Source organism: Enterobacter sp. HK-058-C-ECC (assembly GCF_047531125.1).
Classification (GTDB): Bacteria; Pseudomonadota; Gammaproteobacteria; order Enterobacterales; family Enterobacteriaceae; genus Enterobacter; species Enterobacter quasiroggenkampii.
This window is the reverse complement of the sequence record NZ_JBLKCH010000003.1, coordinates 351,386-367,624: the sequence shown is the minus strand read 5'-3', so window position 1 is coordinate 367,624 and position 16,239 is coordinate 351,386. Positions and strand designations below refer to the sequence as shown.

General features: G+C 57.4%; 13 protein-coding genes and 1 riboswitch. Of the genes, 5 read left to right on the top strand and 8 right to left on the bottom strand.

Going from position 1 to position 16,239, the window contains the following annotated elements; translation table 11 throughout:
- Positions 1-25 precede the first annotated feature (25 nt).
- On the bottom strand, positions 26-646 hold the full coding sequence (locus tag ACMWJS_RS09835) for a TIGR04211 family SH3 domain-containing protein (protein WP_025912514.1): 621 nt from the start codon (positions 644-646) through the stop codon (positions 26-28).
- A 229-nt stretch (positions 647-875) separates the two neighbouring features.
- On the opposite strand from ACMWJS_RS09835, the gene ACMWJS_RS09830 reads away from it, so the two are divergent.
- From ACMWJS_RS09830 to hldE, 3 genes are read left to right on the top strand one after another with little or no spacing between them, the layout of a single operon-like run.
- Positions 876-2,177 (top strand): inorganic triphosphatase, encoded by a 1,302-nt coding sequence (locus ACMWJS_RS09830; RefSeq protein ID WP_334755960.1) that lies wholly within the window; start codon positions 876-878, stop codon positions 2,175-2,177.
- Positions 2,178-2,198: 21 nt separating this feature from the next.
- On the top strand, positions 2,199-5,054 hold the full coding sequence (gene glnE, locus ACMWJS_RS09825) for a bifunctional [glutamate--ammonia ligase]-adenylyl-L-tyrosine phosphorylase/[glutamate--ammonia-ligase] adenylyltransferase (RefSeq protein WP_414747003.1): 2,856 nt from the start codon (positions 2,199-2,201) through the stop codon (positions 5,052-5,054).
- Positions 5,055-5,094: 40 nt separating this feature from the next.
- On the top strand, positions 5,095-6,525 hold the full coding sequence (gene hldE, locus ACMWJS_RS09820; RefSeq protein ID WP_003862540.1) for a bifunctional D-glycero-beta-D-manno-heptose-7-phosphate kinase/D-glycero-beta-D-manno-heptose 1-phosphate adenylyltransferase HldE: 1,431 nt from the start codon (positions 5,095-5,097) through the stop codon (positions 6,523-6,525).
- A 115-nt stretch (positions 6,526-6,640) separates the two neighbouring features.
- Here hldE and ubiK read toward each other — a convergent pair whose 3' ends face one another.
- Positions 6,641-6,937 carry a ubiquinone biosynthesis accessory factor UbiK gene (gene ubiK, locus ACMWJS_RS09815; RefSeq protein WP_014071796.1) on the bottom strand — a complete coding sequence of 99 codons (297 nt, stop codon included), beginning with the start codon at positions 6,935-6,937 and terminating at the stop codon, positions 6,641-6,643.
- Positions 6,938-7,056: 119 nt separating this feature from the next.
- Positions 7,057-7,207, top strand: a riboswitch (FMN riboswitch).
- 106 nt (positions 7,208-7,313) lie between these two features.
- Between ubiK and ribB the strand changes: the two genes are divergently transcribed.
- Positions 7,314-7,967: a 3,4-dihydroxy-2-butanone-4-phosphate synthase gene (gene ribB / locus ACMWJS_RS09810; protein WP_028017147.1), complete on the top strand. Its 654-nt coding sequence runs from the start codon at positions 7,314-7,316 to the stop codon at positions 7,965-7,967.
- A 44-nt stretch (positions 7,968-8,011) separates the two neighbouring features.
- Here ribB and ACMWJS_RS09805 read toward each other — a convergent pair whose 3' ends face one another.
- The 5 genes from ACMWJS_RS09805 to zupT form a co-directional block, all read right to left on the bottom strand.
- On the bottom strand, positions 8,012-9,073 hold the full coding sequence (locus ACMWJS_RS09805) for a type 1 fimbrial protein (RefSeq protein ID WP_414747002.1): 1,062 nt from the start codon (positions 9,071-9,073) through the stop codon (positions 8,012-8,014).
- On the bottom strand, positions 9,057-9,815 hold the full coding sequence (locus ACMWJS_RS09800) for a molecular chaperone (RefSeq protein WP_048224917.1): 759 nt from the start codon (positions 9,813-9,815) through the stop codon (positions 9,057-9,059). The genes ACMWJS_RS09805 and ACMWJS_RS09800 overlap by 17 nt, the downstream gene beginning before the upstream one ends.
- Before the next feature lie 9 nt (positions 9,816-9,824).
- On the bottom strand, positions 9,825-12,269 hold the full coding sequence (locus tag ACMWJS_RS09795; protein ID WP_414747001.1) for a fimbria/pilus outer membrane usher protein: 2,445 nt from the start codon (positions 12,267-12,269) through the stop codon (positions 9,825-9,827).
- A gap of 74 nt (positions 12,270-12,343) precedes the next feature.
- The gene (locus ACMWJS_RS09790) at positions 12,344-12,904 is read right to left on the bottom strand and encodes a fimbrial protein (RefSeq protein WP_045909983.1); all 561 of its coding nucleotides are present in this window, start codon (positions 12,902-12,904) and stop codon (positions 12,344-12,346) included.
- 331 nt (positions 12,905-13,235) lie between these two features.
- Positions 13,236-14,009, bottom strand: a complete 774-nt coding sequence (gene zupT, locus ACMWJS_RS09785; RefSeq protein ID WP_045909982.1) for a zinc transporter ZupT — start codon at positions 14,007-14,009, stop codon at positions 13,236-13,238.
- Positions 14,010-14,205: 196 nt separating this feature from the next.
- Here zupT and ygiD point away from each other — a divergent pair, with 196 nt between their 5' ends.
- Positions 14,206-14,994 (top strand): 4,5-DOPA dioxygenase extradiol, encoded by a 789-nt coding sequence (gene ygiD / locus ACMWJS_RS09780; RefSeq protein WP_032653440.1) that lies wholly within the window; start codon positions 14,206-14,208, stop codon positions 14,992-14,994.
- Between the two features lie 82 nt (positions 14,995-15,076).
- Here ygiD and ACMWJS_RS09775 read toward each other — a convergent pair whose 3' ends face one another.
- A complete protein-coding gene (locus ACMWJS_RS09775; protein WP_045909981.1) occupies positions 15,077-16,237 on the bottom strand; it encodes a glutathionylspermidine synthase family protein in 1,161 nt (386 codons plus the stop codon).
- Positions 16,238-16,239 lie beyond the last annotated feature (2 nt).

The following is a 16,239-nucleotide window of genomic DNA, read 5'->3' as shown; positions in this document are numbered from 1 at the left end:
ACGTAAGTCTGGCAGAGAAGACGAATTAGTTCATCCAGCGATCTTTACGCTTACGGCTTGGGATCAGGTGCGGCAGAACCAGACCCAGCACCAGACCGACGCCCAGCACGCCGCCGCCATACATAAACCACTGCATGATGATGGTGCGCTGTTTGTCATCGAGCTGCAGGTTGGCGGCATTCACTTTCTTCTGCGCGACAATCAGCTCGTTTTTCAGCTTCTGGTTCTCTTCTTTCAGCCCGTTAATCACACCGTCGCTCTGCGCCACTTTCTGCTGCATTTCGGCGGTACGCTGGTTCCAGGTTCCGTCGATGTTGTTCAGCTTGTCGGTCAGGGTTTTCACCTGATTTTCCAGATCCGGCACGCGGGTGCGCAGGCTTGGCACGGTGCTCAGCTCTTTCAGCGGGATCCAGGACGTACGGCCAGAACTGTCGCGAACCTGACCGTAGTTGGTGTCCGCGTTGGTCTGTAACAGGGTGACTTCCTCGCCGGCATTGACCGTGCCCACGAGGCGATAATTATCTCCGGGGCCACTGCGTACCCAGGTGTTCAGTTCGTCAGAAACGTAACGCTTCTCTTCAGCGTGCACGGCTGTTGCGGCGCTAAAAGCGAGTAAAGTAAGTCCAATCAGGCGTAATTTAAGCATCATTAGTCGTTATTTTCATAAATAGTGGAACGATAGTAGTGGCAACAGTGTCTCTACGCAAAGCATTCGTCAGCAATCAGAATCATCTGTGTCACGACTCTGGACATTTACGCCCGACAAATTGCTCATTGCATGGCAATTTGGCGCAAAATACTATGTACTGACAAACAAATGGCGAGGAAGTTCGCCCTCATTGACGCGTCTGTGACGCCCGCAAAAGTACAAGGCTATGGCTCAGGAAATCGAATTAAAATTTATCGTCGAAAAAGACAGCGTTGACGCACTCCGCCAGCATCTGCATACGCTCTCCGGCGAACACCATGCACCGGTACAACTGCTTAATATCTATTACGAAACGCCGGACAACTGGCTGCGCCGCCACGATATGGGGCTGCGCATCCGTGGCGCGAGCGGGCGCTACGAGATGACGATGAAAATTGCCGGCCGCGTGGTCGGCGGGTTACATCAGCGTCCGGAATACAATATCGACATCAGTCAGCCAGAACTTGAGCTCGAACGCTTCCCGACGGACGTCTGGCCGGAAGGCGAGCTGCCTGCCACGCTGGCAGAACAGGTGCAGCCGCTGTTCAGCACCGATTTCTGGCGCGAGAAATGGCTGGTGACGGAAGGTAAAAGCCGCATCGAAATCGCTCTCGATCTCGGTGAGGTGAAGGCGGGAGAGTTCCAGGAACCCATTTGTGAACTGGAGCTTGAACTGCTGGAAGGGGACGCGAATGACGTGCTGAAGCTGGCGCGCAGGCTGGTGAGCCAGTCCGGACTGCGTCAGGGAAGCCTGAGTAAAGCCGCGCGGGGTTACCATCTGGCGGCCGGAAATGCGCCGCGCGTCCTGAAAGAGACGACCATTTTGCGCGTCGCGCCGAAAGCCAGCGTTGAGCAGGGGCTGGAAGCCGCGCTGGAGCTGGCGCTTTCGCAGTGGCAGTACCACGAAGAGTTGTGGGTGCGAAATGTGAAAAACGCCAAATCCCACGTGCTCGCGGCGATTGCCCTGGTGCGCCATACCCTGGCGCTGTTCGGCGGTATCGTTCCTCGCAAAGCGAGCGCTCACTTACGTGATCTGCTGGCGCAAACCGAAACGCTGATGCTCTCGGACGTCTCGGCGCAAACGGCGATTTACAGCCCGCAAGCCGCTTCGGCAAAACTGGCGCTGACCGAGTTTCTGGTCACGCGCGGCTGGCGCGCGTTCCTGGATGCGAAAGCCGAGGCCAAAATTGCGGAAAACTTTAAGCGTTTCGCGGACATTCATCTTTCCCGTCATGCCGCTGAACTGAAGAGCACCTTTGCGTATCCGCTCGGCGATAAATATGGCGATCAGCTTCCCCGTCTTTCGCGCAACATCGACAGCATGCTGCTCCTTTCCGGTGCCTACGACGGGCCACAGGCGCAGGCGTGGCTGGAAAACTGGCAGGGGCTGAAGCATGCCATCGAAACCCGTCAGCATATTGAAATTGAGCATTTCCGTAATGAGGCCATTTCGCAGGAGCCGTACTGGCTGCACAGCGGAAAACGTTAACTCTGGCAAGGAACCCCTAGAATGCCGCTTTCTTCACCGTTACAGCAGCAGTGGCAGACCGTTTGCGAACGTCTGCCTGAGTCATTACCGGCGTCATCGTTAAGTGAGCAGGCGAAAAGCGTGCTCGTCTTCAGTGATTTTGTGCAGGAAAGCATCGCCGTCTACTCGGACTGGCTGGCGGAGCTTGAGAACGCACCGCCGCAGGCGGACGAGTGGCGGCACTATGCCGGCTGGCTGCAGGCCGCGCTTGAAGACGTCGCAGATGAGGCGACGCTAATGCGCGTCCTGCGTCAGTTCCGCCGTCGTGTGATGGTGCGCATTGCCTGGGCGCAGGCGCTGGAGCTGGTGAGTGAAGAGAGTACGCTGCAGCAGTTAAGCGAGCTGGCGCAGACGTTGATTGTCGCCGCGCGCGACTGGCTCTACGCCGCCTGCTGTAAAGAATGGGGCACGCCGTGCAGCGAGGAAGGGGTTCCTCAGCCGCTGTTGATTCTGGGGATGGGCAAGCTGGGCGGTTGCGAGCTGAACTTTTCCTCCGATATCGACCTGATTTTCGCCTGGCCTGAGAACGGCTCCACACGCGGCGGCCGTCGCGAGCTGGACAACGCCCAGTTCTTTACCCGTCTCGGTCAGCGTCTGATTAAGGCGCTGGATCAGCCGACGCAGGATGGTTTTGTCTACCGCGTGGACATGCGCCTGCGTCCGTTCGGCGATAGCGGGCCGCTGGTGTTGAGCTTTGCCGCGCTGGAGGACTACTACCAGGAGCAGGGGCGCGACTGGGAGCGTTATGCGATGGTCAAAGCGCGGATCATGGGCGACAGCGATGACGCCTACGCCAACGAGCTGCGTGCCATGCTGCGCCCGTTCGTGTTCCGTCGCTATATCGACTTCAGCGTCATCCAGTCCCTGCGCAATATGAAAGGGATGATTGCCCGTGAGGTTCGCCGTCGCGGGCTGAAGGACAACATCAAGCTTGGCGCGGGTGGTATTCGCGAAATCGAATTTATCGTCCAGGTCTTCCAGCTGATTCGCGGCGGGCGCGAGCCGTCGCTACAATCCCGCTCGCTGCTCCCGACGCTGAGCGCCATCGAGCAGCTTCACCTGCTGCCGGACGGCGACGCGCAAACCCTGCGCGAGGCCTATCTGTTCCTGCGTCGTCTGGAAAACCTGCTGCAAAGCATCAACGACGAACAGACCCAGACCCTGCCGGGGGATGACCTTAACCGGGCGCGTCTGGCCTGGGGCATGCGCGTGGATGACTGGTCAACGCTGACCGAACGGCTCGATGCCCATATGGCAGGCGTGCGCCGCATCTTTAACGAACTGATTGGTGATGATGAAAGTGAATCGCAGGACGATGCGCTTTCCGAGCACTGGCGCGAGCTGTGGCAGGACGCGCTCCAGGAAGATGACACCACGCCGGTGCTGACGCATTTAACCGACGACGCGCGCCATCGCGTGGTGGCGCTGATTGCCGATTTCCGTCTTGAGCTGAACAAGCGCGCCATCGGCCCGCGCGGTCGACAGGTGCTGGATCACCTGATGCCGCACCTGCTGAGCGAGGTCTGCTCGCGGGCGGATGCGCCGGTGCCGCTGTCGCGCATGATGCCGCTGCTGAGCGGGATCATCACGCGCACCACGTACCTTGAACTTTTGAGCGAGTTTCCGGGGGCACTCAAGCACCTGATTACGCTCTGCGCCGCCTCCCCGATGGTGGCCAACAAGCTGGCGAGCTATCCGCTGCTGCTGGATGAACTGCTCGACCCGAATACGCTGTATCAACCCACGGCGACGGATGCCTACCGGGACGAGCTGCGTCAGTATCTGCTGCGCGTGCCGGAAGAGGACGAAGAGCAGCAGCTGGAGGCGCTGCGTCAGTTTAAGCAGGCCCAGATGCTGCGCGTGGCGGCGGCGGACATCGCCGGAACGCTGCCAGTGATGAAAGTGAGCGATCACTTAACCTGGCTCGCGGAGGCGATCATCGACGCGGTCGTGCAGCAGGCGTGGGTGCAGATGGTGGCCCGCTATGGCCAGCCAAAGCACCTTGCTGACCGTGAGGGGCGAGGCTTTGCCGTGGTCGGTTACGGCAAGCTCGGCGGCTGGGAGCTGGGATACAGCTCCGATCTGGATTTAATCTTCCTGCACGACTGCCCGGTTGACGTGATGACCGACGGCGAGCGCGAGATTGACGGGCGTCAGTTCTATCTGCGCCTGGCCCAGCGCATTATGCACCTGTTCAGCACCCGCACCTCGTCGGGCATTTTGTATGAAGTCGATGCGCGCCTGCGTCCGTCCGGCGCGGCGGGCATGCTGGTCACCTCAACGGAATCCTTCGCCGATTACCAGAAGAATGAAGCCTGGACATGGGAGCATCAGGCGCTGGTGCGCGCCCGCGTGGTGTATGGCGATCCGCAACTCAAAACGCAGTTCGATGCCATTCGTAAGGACGTCATGACCACCCCGCGCGAGGGCAGTACGCTGCAGACCGAAGTGCGCGAGATGCGCGAGAAAATGCGCGCGCACCTGGGTAATAAACACCGCGATCGCTTTGATATCAAAGCCGACGAGGGCGGGATTACCGATATTGAGTTTATTACCCAGTATCTGGTGCTGCTCCACGCGCACGACAAGCCGAAGCTGACCCGCTGGTCCGATAACGTGCGCATTCTGGAACTGCTGGCGCAAAACGACATCATGGACGAGCAGGAGGCGCAGGCCTTAACCCGCGCCTACACGACGCTGCGCGACGAGCTTCACCACCTGGCGCTGCAGGAGCAGCCGGGCCACGTGGCGCTGGACTGTTTTGTCGCAGAACGCGCTCAGGTAACGGCCAGCTGGCAGAAGTGGCTGGTGGAACCGTGCGTAACAAATCAAGTGTGATATTATCGCGCGCAAATTGTGAATCTTTCTGGAGTCAGGAATGAAAGTAACACTGCCAGAGTTTGAACGTGCTGGAGTAATGGTTGTTGGGGATGTGATGCTGGATCGCTACTGGTATGGACCGACCAGCCGCATCTCTCCGGAAGCACCGGTACCGGTGGTTAAGGTCGACACCATTGAAGAGCGTCCAGGCGGCGCGGCAAACGTGGCGATGAACATAGCCTCTCTGGGCGCGCACTCGCGTCTGGTTGGCCTGACCGGTATCGACGATGCGGCGCGCGCGCTGAGCAAGTCGCTGGCGGACGTGAACGTGAAGTGCGACTTCGTTTCTGTTCCGACCCACCCAACCATCACCAAGCTGCGCGTGCTGTCACGCAACCAGCAGCTGATCCGCCTCGACTTTGAAGAAGGGTTCGAAGGCGTTGATCCCGAGCCGCTGCACGAGCGGATTAACCAGGCGCTGGGCAATATCGGCGCGCTGGTGCTGTCCGACTACGCGAAAGGCGCGCTGGCCAGCGTACAGACAATGATCCAGCTGGCGCGTAAGGCCAGCGTACCGGTGCTGATCGACCCGAAAGGCACCGACTTTGAGCGCTATCGCGGCGCAACCCTGCTGACGCCAAACCTCTCCGAGTTTGAAGCGGTGGCGGGCAAATGCAAAACCGAGGAAGAGCTGGTTGAGCGCGGCATGAAGATCATTGCTGACTTCGAGCTCTCTGCGCTGCTGGTGACCCGCTCCGAGCAGGGGATGACGCTGCTGCAGCCGGGCAAGGCGCCGCTGCATATGCCAACCCAGGCGCAGGAAGTGTATGACGTGACCGGTGCTGGTGATACGGTGATCGGCGTGCTGGCGGCGACGCTGGCCGCGGGTAACTCCCTGGAAGAGGCGTGCTACTTCGCTAACGCCGCGGCGGGTGTGGTCGTCGGTAAACTCGGTACCTCAACCGTGTCCCCAATCGAGCTGGAAAACGCGGTGCGCGGCCGTGCTGACACCGGTTTTGGTGTGATGACCGAAGACGAGCTTAAAGTGGCCGTCGCCGCCGCGCGCAAGCGCGGTGAGAAAGTGGTAATGACCAACGGTGTGTTCGACATTCTGCACGCGGGCCATGTCTCCTATCTGGCGAATGCGCGCAAGCTGGGCGATCGTCTGATTGTGGCAGTGAACAGCGATGCGTCGACCAAACGTCTGAAGGGTGAAACGCGTCCGGTGAACCCGCTGGAGCAGCGTATGATCGTGCTCGGCGCGCTGGAAGCCGTGGACTGGGTGGTGTCGTTTGAAGAAGACACGCCGCAGCGCCTGATTGCAGGTATTCTGCCGGACCTGCTGGTGAAAGGCGGAGATTACAAGCCGGAGCAAATCGCGGGCAGCGAAGAGGTCTGGGCCAACGGCGGCGAGGTGATGGTGCTCAACTTTGAGGACGGGTGTTCCACCACCAACATCATCAAGAAGATCCAGAAAGACAGTCAGTAAAAAACGGGCCTGTTGGCCCGTTTTTTTATGTCGGGTGGCGGCTGCGCCTTACCCGACCTACGCGTTCATGTAGGCCCGGTAAGGCGTAGCCGCCACCGGGCACAACAGGCCGCACTTACTCCTGGTCGTCCACCGGTGGAATAGCCGGTGCTGGCTTCACTTCTTCCGGCGCATTGCGGTTTTCCAGCTCGGTCAGACGCTGTTCCAGCAGTGCCAGCTTCTCGCGGGTGCGCAGCAGAACCTGGGTCTGCACGTCAAACTCTTCGCGGCTGACTAGATCAAGGCGAACCAACTGCGCCTGCAGCGTCTGGCGGATTTTCTTCTCAACATCATCACCAAATTCACGAATGCCTTTCGGCATGGATTCATGAACCTGACGCGCAATTTGCTCAATTTTCTTCGGGTCAATCATTGTCGTTTCCCTTGATGGAAAGGTGTCAGTGTCCATTGTAGCGCGTCATGCCCGGGGTAAACAAAATTGTTTGATGCTTATGCATTGCCCAGGATAATCAATAGCGTTATAGTTATCTCGCTTATTCTCAGGGCGGGGCGAAATTCCCCACCGGCGGTAAATCAGCTTAACGCTGAAAGCCCGCGAGCGCTTTGGGTGAATTCTCAAAGGTCAGCAGATCCGGTGTAATTCCGGGGCCGACGGTTAGAGTCCGGATGGGAGAGAGTAACGATCCAGTCGGGCATGGGCCCGCTCACGTTATCTTTTTGCCGCTTATACGGCGCTCCTAAGACTGCCCTGATTCTGGTAACCATAATGTTAATGAGGTTTTTTTACCATGAATCAGACGCTACTTTCCTCTTTTGGCACTTCAACTCAACGTGTTGAACATGCACTGGATGCACTGCGCGAAGGCCGCGGTGTGATGGTGCTTGACGATGAAAACCGTGAAAACGAAGGCGACATGATTTTCGCCGCCGAAAACATGACCGTTGAACAGATGGCGCTGACCATCCGTCACGGCAGCGGCATCGTATGCCTGTGTATTACCGAAGATCGTCGTAAGCAGCTCGAGCTGCCGATGATGGTCGAAAACAACACCAGCGCCTTTGGTACCGGATTTACCGTGACCATTGAAGCGGCGCATGGCGTGACCACTGGTGTGTCTGCGGCTGACCGTCTGACCACCGTACGTGCCGCCATTGCTGATGATGCGAAGCCCTCCGATCTGCATCGTCCAGGCCACGTCTTCCCACTGCGCGCGCAGGCTGGCGGCGTCCTGACCCGCGGCGGCCACACCGAAGCGACCATCGATCTGGTGACGCTGGCGGGCTTCAAACCTGCGGGCGTACTGTGTGAACTGACCAACGATGACGGCACCATGGCGCGCGCGCCGGAGTGCATCACCTTTGCGCGTCTGCACAACATGCCGGTGGTCACGATTGAAGATCTGGTCGAGTACCGCCAGGCGCACGAGCGCAAAGCCAGCTGAAACTGCTGATGTGAAAAAGCCGGGGAAACCCGGCTTTTTTACGTTTAGTGGTAGTTAATTTTGAACAGCACCACGGTTTCAAATGGTCCGGACTGGATCGCCTTTCCCGGCACCGGCGTCAGCTCAGCGGTATAGGTCTGTTCGTACTGCAACGTACTGCCGGTAAAATCGGCATACTCTTCGTATCGGTTAAAGGTGTAGGGCTGCGTTCCGTTAAGGATGCGTAATTTCAGGCCGTTACCGATGAGCAGGGCGGTATCTTCTTCGCTCAGCGTCTCGTTCGTATAGAACGACGAATCCATTTTAAACCCATCGGAACACTCGGCGTCCTGTATCTTGGTCGTTCTGACCGAGAACGTGCGCGTTCGCTTTCCCTGATTCATTATGTCGCGAGCGCTGAACGTACCAAAATCAATCTCCTGATTTTCCGGATAGATGCTGAAGGTCGCCCCGCAGTCGAGTACGGTGATATTGTTCAGGCCATTAATATGATACTTCAGGTTTTTCGCGTCGGACATCTGGTTGACGCCGCCCTTGCCGTCGAACTGCACCACGATATAATCCCCGAGCGTGCTGACGTAGCCGTGCGGCGGCATGACCTTGATTCTGACGTACAGACGAAAGCGCACGATGAACGTGCGTGAGGTGTGAATGTCGTTCGCATTGCCGGAACAGATGCGGTTCTCCCAGCCCATTTGCTGGATTTGGGCGGGGGTATAGATAGTGATCTGTTTGTTATCAAGGCACTGGGAGGTATCAACCCCGTTGGGTTGCCCCGTCGCATCGTAGTCAATCCCTTCATAGGTTACGCCGAGTTCGTAGTAGGGATCGGACGCCGACGGGTAGGGGTTAACCCAGGCGTAGATGTCCTCTTTTTCAAAATTACTGGTGGTGTTGTGGTCGCAGGTCACAGGGACTTTGATATCGTCAGATTCCCATATCTTTTCCCCCACCTGCGCGTTGCTGGGAATGGCAAAAGGGGAGATCGTTTTTGTCTCCTCGACGGGCCCGCCGGAAACGCCGAGATAGCAGTCAAGCGCCAGCGCCTCTCTGACGGGAAGAAGGGCGAACAGCAGCAAAAACAGGCAATTAGCGAGCTTGCGCATTGTTTTGACCCTTCCGCTCGCTGAGCTGGCATGGCGCCTTACCTGCACAGGTAACGTCCACTTTTTTCAGCGCGCCGTAATCATCAATGTAACCCACGCTGTAGTAGCTCCCGTGGTAGTCGCCGGTAGAGGTGGACGCCGTGGCAAACGGAGCAATCATCAGGCTGTCGAAGCCCGGAAGCTGGGTTTTCGCATTTTTACTCAGCCACGCGAGGGTGATGTAATAGGGCGTGGGGTTATGCACGCTGAGCCCCGTTGCGGTGGCGGTAATTTCCATGCGCATTTCGCTTTGATCACCCGGCTTTTTGGTGATGGCTTTTGGCCGCCAGAACAGCTTAATGCGGCTCTGCATCGCCACCTGCATAACGCTGCGCGCCTCGCTGGCGCCGCTTTTGGGCGGAACTTCGCGCAGGTTGAAGTAAAACAGCGACTCTCTGTCCTTCGGCAACTGCCCAGCCGCCGCCTGCTTCACAATCCTGACCTGCGATGACGCGCCCGCTTCAATACGCTGAATGGGCGGCAGCGCCATGAAGTGGCTGTCCTCTTTGCGCCCGTTTTCGTCTTCAATCCAGGAAAGCGCCAGGTAGGGTAAGGTTTTGCTCTGGTTATCGACTTTCAGGCTGCTTGCCTTGTCCCCTTCGGGAAAAACGATCCGCGTGCGGTCCAGGTTAATGGCGGCATGCGCGTTCAATGCGGTGCCGAGCAACATCAGGCTCAGGGCCTTGAGTGGGGTGAGTTTCATCATGGTTTCTTACTGGCAAGGCAGCATGAGCTGCATACTGTTTTCAAGGTGAGAAGGTAACGAGAAGCGACACTGATGGTTGTCTCCCCACGTGACCAGGAACTGTTGCTCAGGCTGGACGGCGCCCAGCCAGACGCGGCCCTCCTCGGCGACCATGCCGACCTGCAGGCCGTTATCCTGCAGGCGGACCAGGGCGCCGAGCGGCGGTGTCCCGGAAGGCGTTCGCAAAATGCCGGCAATATCGTTACCGGCTCGGGTCGCGATTTGACGATAGCCGATGGCACCTTCTGTCCAGGTGGAAGTGACCACCCGCGTATCGACGTCAACGCCGTCAGGCAAATTGTTCATGTTGACCCGCACGCTGGCCGGGGTATAGCTGGAAAACGACGGCAGAACGCCGATACCCGACGCGTTGGTTTCGTCATGCGATACGTTCAGCGGGATATGGCCCACGCCGTCAGTGCTGACCATGACGCGTGGCTCATTGCCGTAGCTGCGACGGTGCAGGGCAAACCCTTTCGCCGTCCCGGTAAACGATCCGTTCCAGCTGGCGCTCATTGAGTTGTACTCATTCGCCTTATAGCTGCCCGAGACGTTGAGATCCCCCAGCGAAGAGTAGTGCTGATAGTTTCCGCTGAACTGTGCGCCCGCATCGGCTTTTTCGCTCTCGGTGCCAGCAGAGACGCCCCAGGTATTGTTCCGGTCAGAGGTATCGTACCAGGAGACGCTCTGGCTCAGGCTGTCGCCGTTGCGCAGGTCGTAGTTTAGGCGATGGTCAGGATCGAGCGGCACGCTCAGCGAGAGATAAAACTGGTTATCGTCCTCTTCATCATCTTCGTAATGGGTTCTGCTCAGCGACAGGGTCAGGCCAAGGTTTTTCCAGCGGCCAAGGTCGAAGTTATAGCCAGCGGTGACGCTGCCGGTCGTGGAAGGCGAGTCGTCCCACCAGGTTTGGCGCAGCATGCTCAGATAAAGGTTTAGCGAGAGGGCCGATATGTACTGACTGGCGGTGACGCTGAGGGTCTGTTTTTCCGTCTGGCTGTCGCTGTTGTCGTTATCCAGATAGCGCGCATAGCTCAGGAACTGACGGTCCGAGTAGCGGTAGCTCGCCAGCGTAAGCTGGCTACCGGTAGTGTCGAATCGTTTACTGTAGTTAAAACGGTAGCTGTAGCCCGTTTGCGGATCCGCGCCCGGCAGCTGGCTGGTGGCCCGGGTGATATCAAACGAGAGCGCGCCCAGATACGCCATGTTTTGTCCCAGCCCGGCGGCCAGGGCGCGGTAGTGGTCACCATCGGCCAGCGTTCCGCCATAGAGTGAGGTTTGCGACAGCATCCCCCAGGAAAACTCGCCGCTCATGAAGGTACTGTCCTCAACGTCATGCGATGCGTCCTTTCGCGGCTTGCCTGCCGCCAGCTTGTAGCGAACCTGGCCCTGACGCGTCAGGAAGGGGACGGATTCGGCGGAGACCTGGAACGTACTCACCCGGCCATCTTCTTCCGTCACCTTTACGTCGAGCGTGCCCTGCACCGACTGGTTGAGATCCTGAATGATGAACGGGCCCGGCGGGACTTTTGTTTGATAGATGACCCTGTCGGCGAGGCTTACGGTGACCGTCGCGTTGGTTTGGGCAATGCCGGAGATTTGTGGCGCATAGCCGCGCAGTGACCACGGCAGCATGCGTTCATCGCTGATAAGCGACGCGCCGGTGTAGGTGAAGGCGTCGAAAATCGACGACTGGAAATCCGTCTCCCCGAGCGTCAGCTTTGCGCCCATGGTGGGGAGGGGGCGGAACATATAAACGCGCGAGAAGCGCCCGTTATGCTCTGAACCGCCGTCCGCGTGCGTCTGGTTGTATTGATAATCGCTGCGCAGCCGCCAGGCGCCGACGTTCGCGCCCGCCGTGCCGTAAGTGTTGGCATTATCTGAACTGCTGCCGCTGTTGGGCTGGTAGTGGCTGGCAAAAAGATTGTAGTCCAGCAGGACGCCCGCCACGCCGTTATCCCAGGTTGACGGGGGCATCCAGTCGGCAGAACGGTACTGCAGCCACGCCTGGGGAATGGACACGTTTAGCGTCTGGCTTGCTTGTTCAAAGGTAAAATGAATGTCCGGCAGCGGGGCGAAGTCTATACAGCCCTCTTTTTCAGTGAGCGATTCCCGTATTTTATCCTGCAGGCCGAACGTGTCGGCCAGTTCGGCGGGAATACAGACCTGAACTGCATCATTCACTTTTTTCCACGTTAACTGCCAGCCGTTTGTTAAGGGGGTGTCATTAATTGAAACCGTAACAAAATAACGACCGGGGACGACGGAGGCGCGATCTTTAAACTGTGTTAAATCGACGCTGTTGCGCTGATCTTTATCGATGGCATTAATATTAAATTCGGTACCAGAGGCGACTTTCGTCATTAACAGGGCGGTAATGATGATTATGCATGTTGATTTATGTTTCATCATCCTGTTGCTCAAGGTAAATATAAAATGCCGACTGGCATAACGAGCCAGTCGGTAGATAACGAGGTAAATTCGAATTATTTATACGCCAGCACATAGTTTGCGGTGGCTTCAACCTGACCCGGCGTTGCCGTTTTGCCGCTCAGTACTTCCATCTGCGCCTTAAAGTGCAGCGTCTGGGTGGCGGAGCCTGCCAGCAGGGTAACTTCACTGGCGCTACCCAGGGTGATATTCGCTTCCGCATTATCCAGCAGGCGGACGCCCACGTTCTGCGCGCCGCTGGCATACGTGTTGGTCATCAGGCTGGTATCCGTTGTATCCGTAGCGGAGCTGGTGAACGTGACGTCAACTTTGGTGATTGGGGTATCGGTTTCATCGCCTGGATCGTCCAGCTGGCAGTTTTCCAGGTTGATATCTACCGCAACGGGAGACGATTTTTTATTGGCATTAATAACGGCAGTCGTAATTTCACCCAGATCGACTTCTTTATCAACGCTATCAGGAGCAATGCTGCACGGCGCATCAATCACCACCCCTTTGAATTTGATCTTGCCTGAGCCTTGTTCTGCAGCCAATGCCGAGCCAGAAATAAGCGTGGCCATTGCCACGGCTAAAAGCGCTTTTTTTCCTGTAAACATGAAAATATCCTTTTTCAGTTGAATTCATATCCTGAATATTAATCAGAATATTGCCAGGAAAGTATATCGACCTCCGGCGGGGTAATGCGATTAATCACGCTTAAAAATCATTGTAGATATAATTAAAATATAAATACGGGTTATTGTAAGTGGATGAATTTCAAGAAGTGTAAATTATAATGCTGGATGCATTGTTTAGTGTTATTACGCACAATAATGTTCAATAAAAAACTTGAGTTTTTTATAATGAAGGAGGCGGGGCGTATATACCGTAAAAAGTTATTCCTTTAACAAATAATAGGCGCCTCCATTTCAGGAGGCGCCCGTCACGTCAGCCAATGCCTGCGGCCTGAAGTAAGACCAGACTTAGCCCCATCACCGACATCCCGCACAGGACGCCATAGCTTGGGTTGTTGTTTGGATCGATCTCTTTCGCCAGCGGCATCAGCTCGTCTACCGACAGCGCAACCATAATCCCCGCAACCGCGGCCATAATGGCAGCCATGACGACCGGCGAAACCAGGCTACCGAGGATGAGCCAGGCCAGCACGCCGCCAAGAATTTCCGCCATGCCGGAGATCCCGGCCCAGAAGATTGCCGTGCGCTTTGAGCCCGTAGCGGCATAGACCGGACCGGCCACCGCGAGTCCTTCAGGAATATTGTGCAACGCCACCGCCAGGGCGATGCCGAGGCCCATTTCCAGGTTGCTGCTGGCGGTGACATACGTCGCCACGCCTTCCGGGAAGTTGTGCAGGCTTATGCCGAGCGTCAGCAAAATGGCGGTGCGCTTAATGTTGCGCGGCGCGGGCGCTACGTTTTTTTGCATTAAGTCCTGAGGGTGCGCGTGGGGCAACATGCGGTCGAGCGCGAAGTATCCCAGCAGGCCAACGACAAACATGCCGTAGCCCAGCAGCGGAGACATGCCTTCCGTGCCCAGCGCCGCAGGGAGCATCTCCATCAGGGAGATGAGCAGCATGATCCCGGCAGCAAAGCCCAGCGAGAAGGCCAGCACGCGGTTTGATGGCTTTTGACCAAGCACGCCGAGGATCGCGCCGATGAACGTCGCGGCGCCCGCCAGTATGGTCAGGATCAGAGGGACTGACATGCATTGCTCCTTATGATAATGATTCTCATTAATATAAATGATTCATTTCTGGCAAAGCGAGGGGTCAGCCCCGGCTTTACACATTCCTTACATTCAAATTTCCTGATGATGATCTTCACGCTTATCTGCGTTCATCTTTGCCGGATTGCGCGTAATGTAGCACCATTAAATTGACACCTTCTGTAAGGATATCATCATGACTTCTTCCCGTATGCCAGCCCTGTTTTTAGGCCACGGCAGCCCAATGAACGTTCTGGAAGACAACGTCTATACCCGCGCATGGCGTAGCCTGGGCGAGACGCTGCCGCGTCCAAAAGCGATTGTGGTGGTATCCGCGCATTGGTTCACCCGCGGCACGGGCGTGACCGCCATGGAAGCGCCGAAGACCATTCATGACTTTGGCGGCTTCCCGCAGGCGCTGTATGACACGCACTATCCGGCCCCCGGCTCGCCTGAGCTGGCACAAAGACTGGTGGAACTGCTGGCGCCTGTTCCGGTTGCGCTGGATAAAGAAGCCTGGGGTTTTGACCACGGCTCGTGGGGCGTGTTGATTAAAATGTATCCTGATGCGGATATCCCGATGGTGCAGCTGAGCATCGACAGCACCAAACCGGCCGCCTGGCATCTGGAGATGGGCCGTAAGCTGGCAACGCTTCGTGATGAAGGCATCATGCTGGTGGCAAGCGGCAACGTGGTGCACAACCTGCGTACGGCGCGCTGGCACGGTGAGAATACGCCTTACCCGTGGGCGACCGCTTTTAACGACTACGTTAAAGCGAACCTGACCTGGCAGGGTCCGGCTGAGGCACATCCGCTGGTTAACTATCTGGATCATGAGGGCGGTTCGCTCTCTAACCCGACGCCGGAGCATTTCCTGCCGCTGCTGTACGTGCTTGGCGCGTGGGACGGTCAGGAGCCGGTTACGATCCCGGTCGACGGGATTGAGATGGGAAGCCTGAGTATGCTGTCGGTGCAGGTGGGGTGAAAATATGCCGGGTGGCGGCTTCGCCTTACCCGGCCTACAGGTCGAGCGTAGGCCCGGTAAGCGCAGCGCCACCGGGCAAGTCTTACTCCACAAAAATATGCGGATAGAACCGTGACAGATCCTGCGTGATCAGCGCGCGATCTTCGCGAATGCCAATTCCGGCAGGCAGATCGTTGATCAGCCAGCTGCCAATCAGCGTATAGCTGTCGCCAAACTTCGGCAGTGGATAGAACTCCTGGACGATCATCCCTTCTTCGCCGTACGGCCCTTCAACCGCTTCCAGCGTTTTACCGTTTTCGATAATCGACACGTTCGCGCCTTCGCGGGAGAAGATCGGCTTAACGACGTATTTCTCCATCTGCGGGTAATTATCTTCCGCAAAGTACGCAGGCAGCAGGTTCGGGTGATTCGGGAACATCTCCCACAGCATCGGCAGCAGGGCCTTGTTGGAGATAATGCTCTTCCAGGCCGGTTCCAGCCAGCGCACGCCCGCGTCTTCCAGCTTGGTGGAGAACATCTCGCGCAGCATGTATTCCCACGGGTAGAGCTTGAACAGGTTGCTGATCACCTGATCCTGCATGTCCGTGAACTGACCTTTTTCACCCAGGCCGATATCCTCGATATAGAGGAACTCGGTCGCCACCTCCGCCTCGGCGGCGCAATCCTGCAGATACTGAACCGTGCCACGGTCTTCTTCCGTGTCGCGGCAGCAGGCGAGATGCAGCAGGTTAAAGCCAAACTGCTCGCGTAGCTCGGCGAAGCGCTCGATCAGCTTCTCCTGCAGGCTGTTGAACTGGTCGCTGCCTTCCGGCAGGTTGCCAGCATTGGCCTGGTCTTCCAGCCAGATCCACTGGAAGAACGCCGCCTCGTACAGGGACGTTGGGGTATCGGCGTTGTTTTCCAGCAGCTTAGGCTCGCCTTTGCCGTCCCACGCCAGATCCAGGCGAGAGTAAAGCGAAGGTTGATTCGTTTTCCACGACTGGCGGACAAAGCTCCAGGTGTGCTTTGGAATGCGGAACTTGGCCATCAGCTCGTCGCTGTCGATGACTTTTTCCACCACCTTGAGGCACATCTGGTGCAGCTCGGCCGTTACCTCTTCCAGCTTCTCAACCTGGGCCAGCGTGAGCTTGTAGTAAGCGTCTTCACACCAGTACGGCTCGCCGTACATGGTGTGGAAGTTAAAGCCGTACTCGGTGGCTTTTTCACGCCAGTCCGGACGCTCGGTAATACTGACTCGTTCCATGA

What these genes read in the sequence shown, in the direction of transcription:
- ygiD (WP_032653440.1), top strand. Translation starts at nt 14,206, where the DNA reads ATGACTTCTTCCCGTATGCCAGCCCTGTTTTTAGGCCACGGCAGCCCA.
- ubiK (WP_014071796.1), bottom strand. Translation starts at nt 6,937, where the DNA reads ATGATTGACCCGAAGAAAATTGAGCAAATTGCGCGTCAGGTTCATGAA.
- glnE (WP_414747003.1), top strand. Translation starts at nt 2,199, where the DNA reads ATGCCGCTTTCTTCACCGTTACAGCAGCAGTGGCAGACCGTTTGCGAA.
- ACMWJS_RS09805 (WP_414747002.1), bottom strand. Translation starts at nt 9,073, where the DNA reads ATGCGCAAGCTCGCTAATTGCCTGTTTTTGCTGCTGTTCGCCCTTCTT.
- zupT (WP_045909982.1), bottom strand. Translation starts at nt 14,009, where the DNA reads ATGTCAGTCCCTCTGATCCTGACCATACTGGCGGGCGCCGCGACGTTC.
- ACMWJS_RS09830 (WP_334755960.1), top strand. Translation starts at nt 876, where the DNA reads ATGGCTCAGGAAATCGAATTAAAATTTATCGTCGAAAAAGACAGCGTT.
- hldE (WP_003862540.1), top strand. Translation starts at nt 5,095, where the DNA reads ATGAAAGTAACACTGCCAGAGTTTGAACGTGCTGGAGTAATGGTTGTT.
- ACMWJS_RS09835 (WP_025912514.1), bottom strand. Translation starts at nt 646, where the DNA reads ATGCTTAAATTACGCCTGATTGGACTTACTTTACTCGCTTTTAGCGCC.
- ACMWJS_RS09795 (WP_414747001.1), bottom strand. Translation starts at nt 12,269, where the DNA reads ATGATGAAACATAAATCAACATGCATAATCATCATTACCGCCCTGTTA.
- ACMWJS_RS09790 (WP_045909983.1), bottom strand. Translation starts at nt 12,904, where the DNA reads ATGTTTACAGGAAAAAAAGCGCTTTTAGCCGTGGCAATGGCCACGCTT.
- ACMWJS_RS09775 (WP_045909981.1), bottom strand. Translation starts at nt 16,237, where the DNA reads ATGGAACGAGTCAGTATTACCGAGCGTCCGGACTGGCGTGAAAAAGCC.
- ribB (WP_028017147.1), top strand. Translation starts at nt 7,314, where the DNA reads ATGAATCAGACGCTACTTTCCTCTTTTGGCACTTCAACTCAACGTGTT.
- ACMWJS_RS09800 (WP_048224917.1), bottom strand. Translation starts at nt 9,815, where the DNA reads ATGAAACTCACCCCACTCAAGGCCCTGAGCCTGATGTTGCTCGGCACC.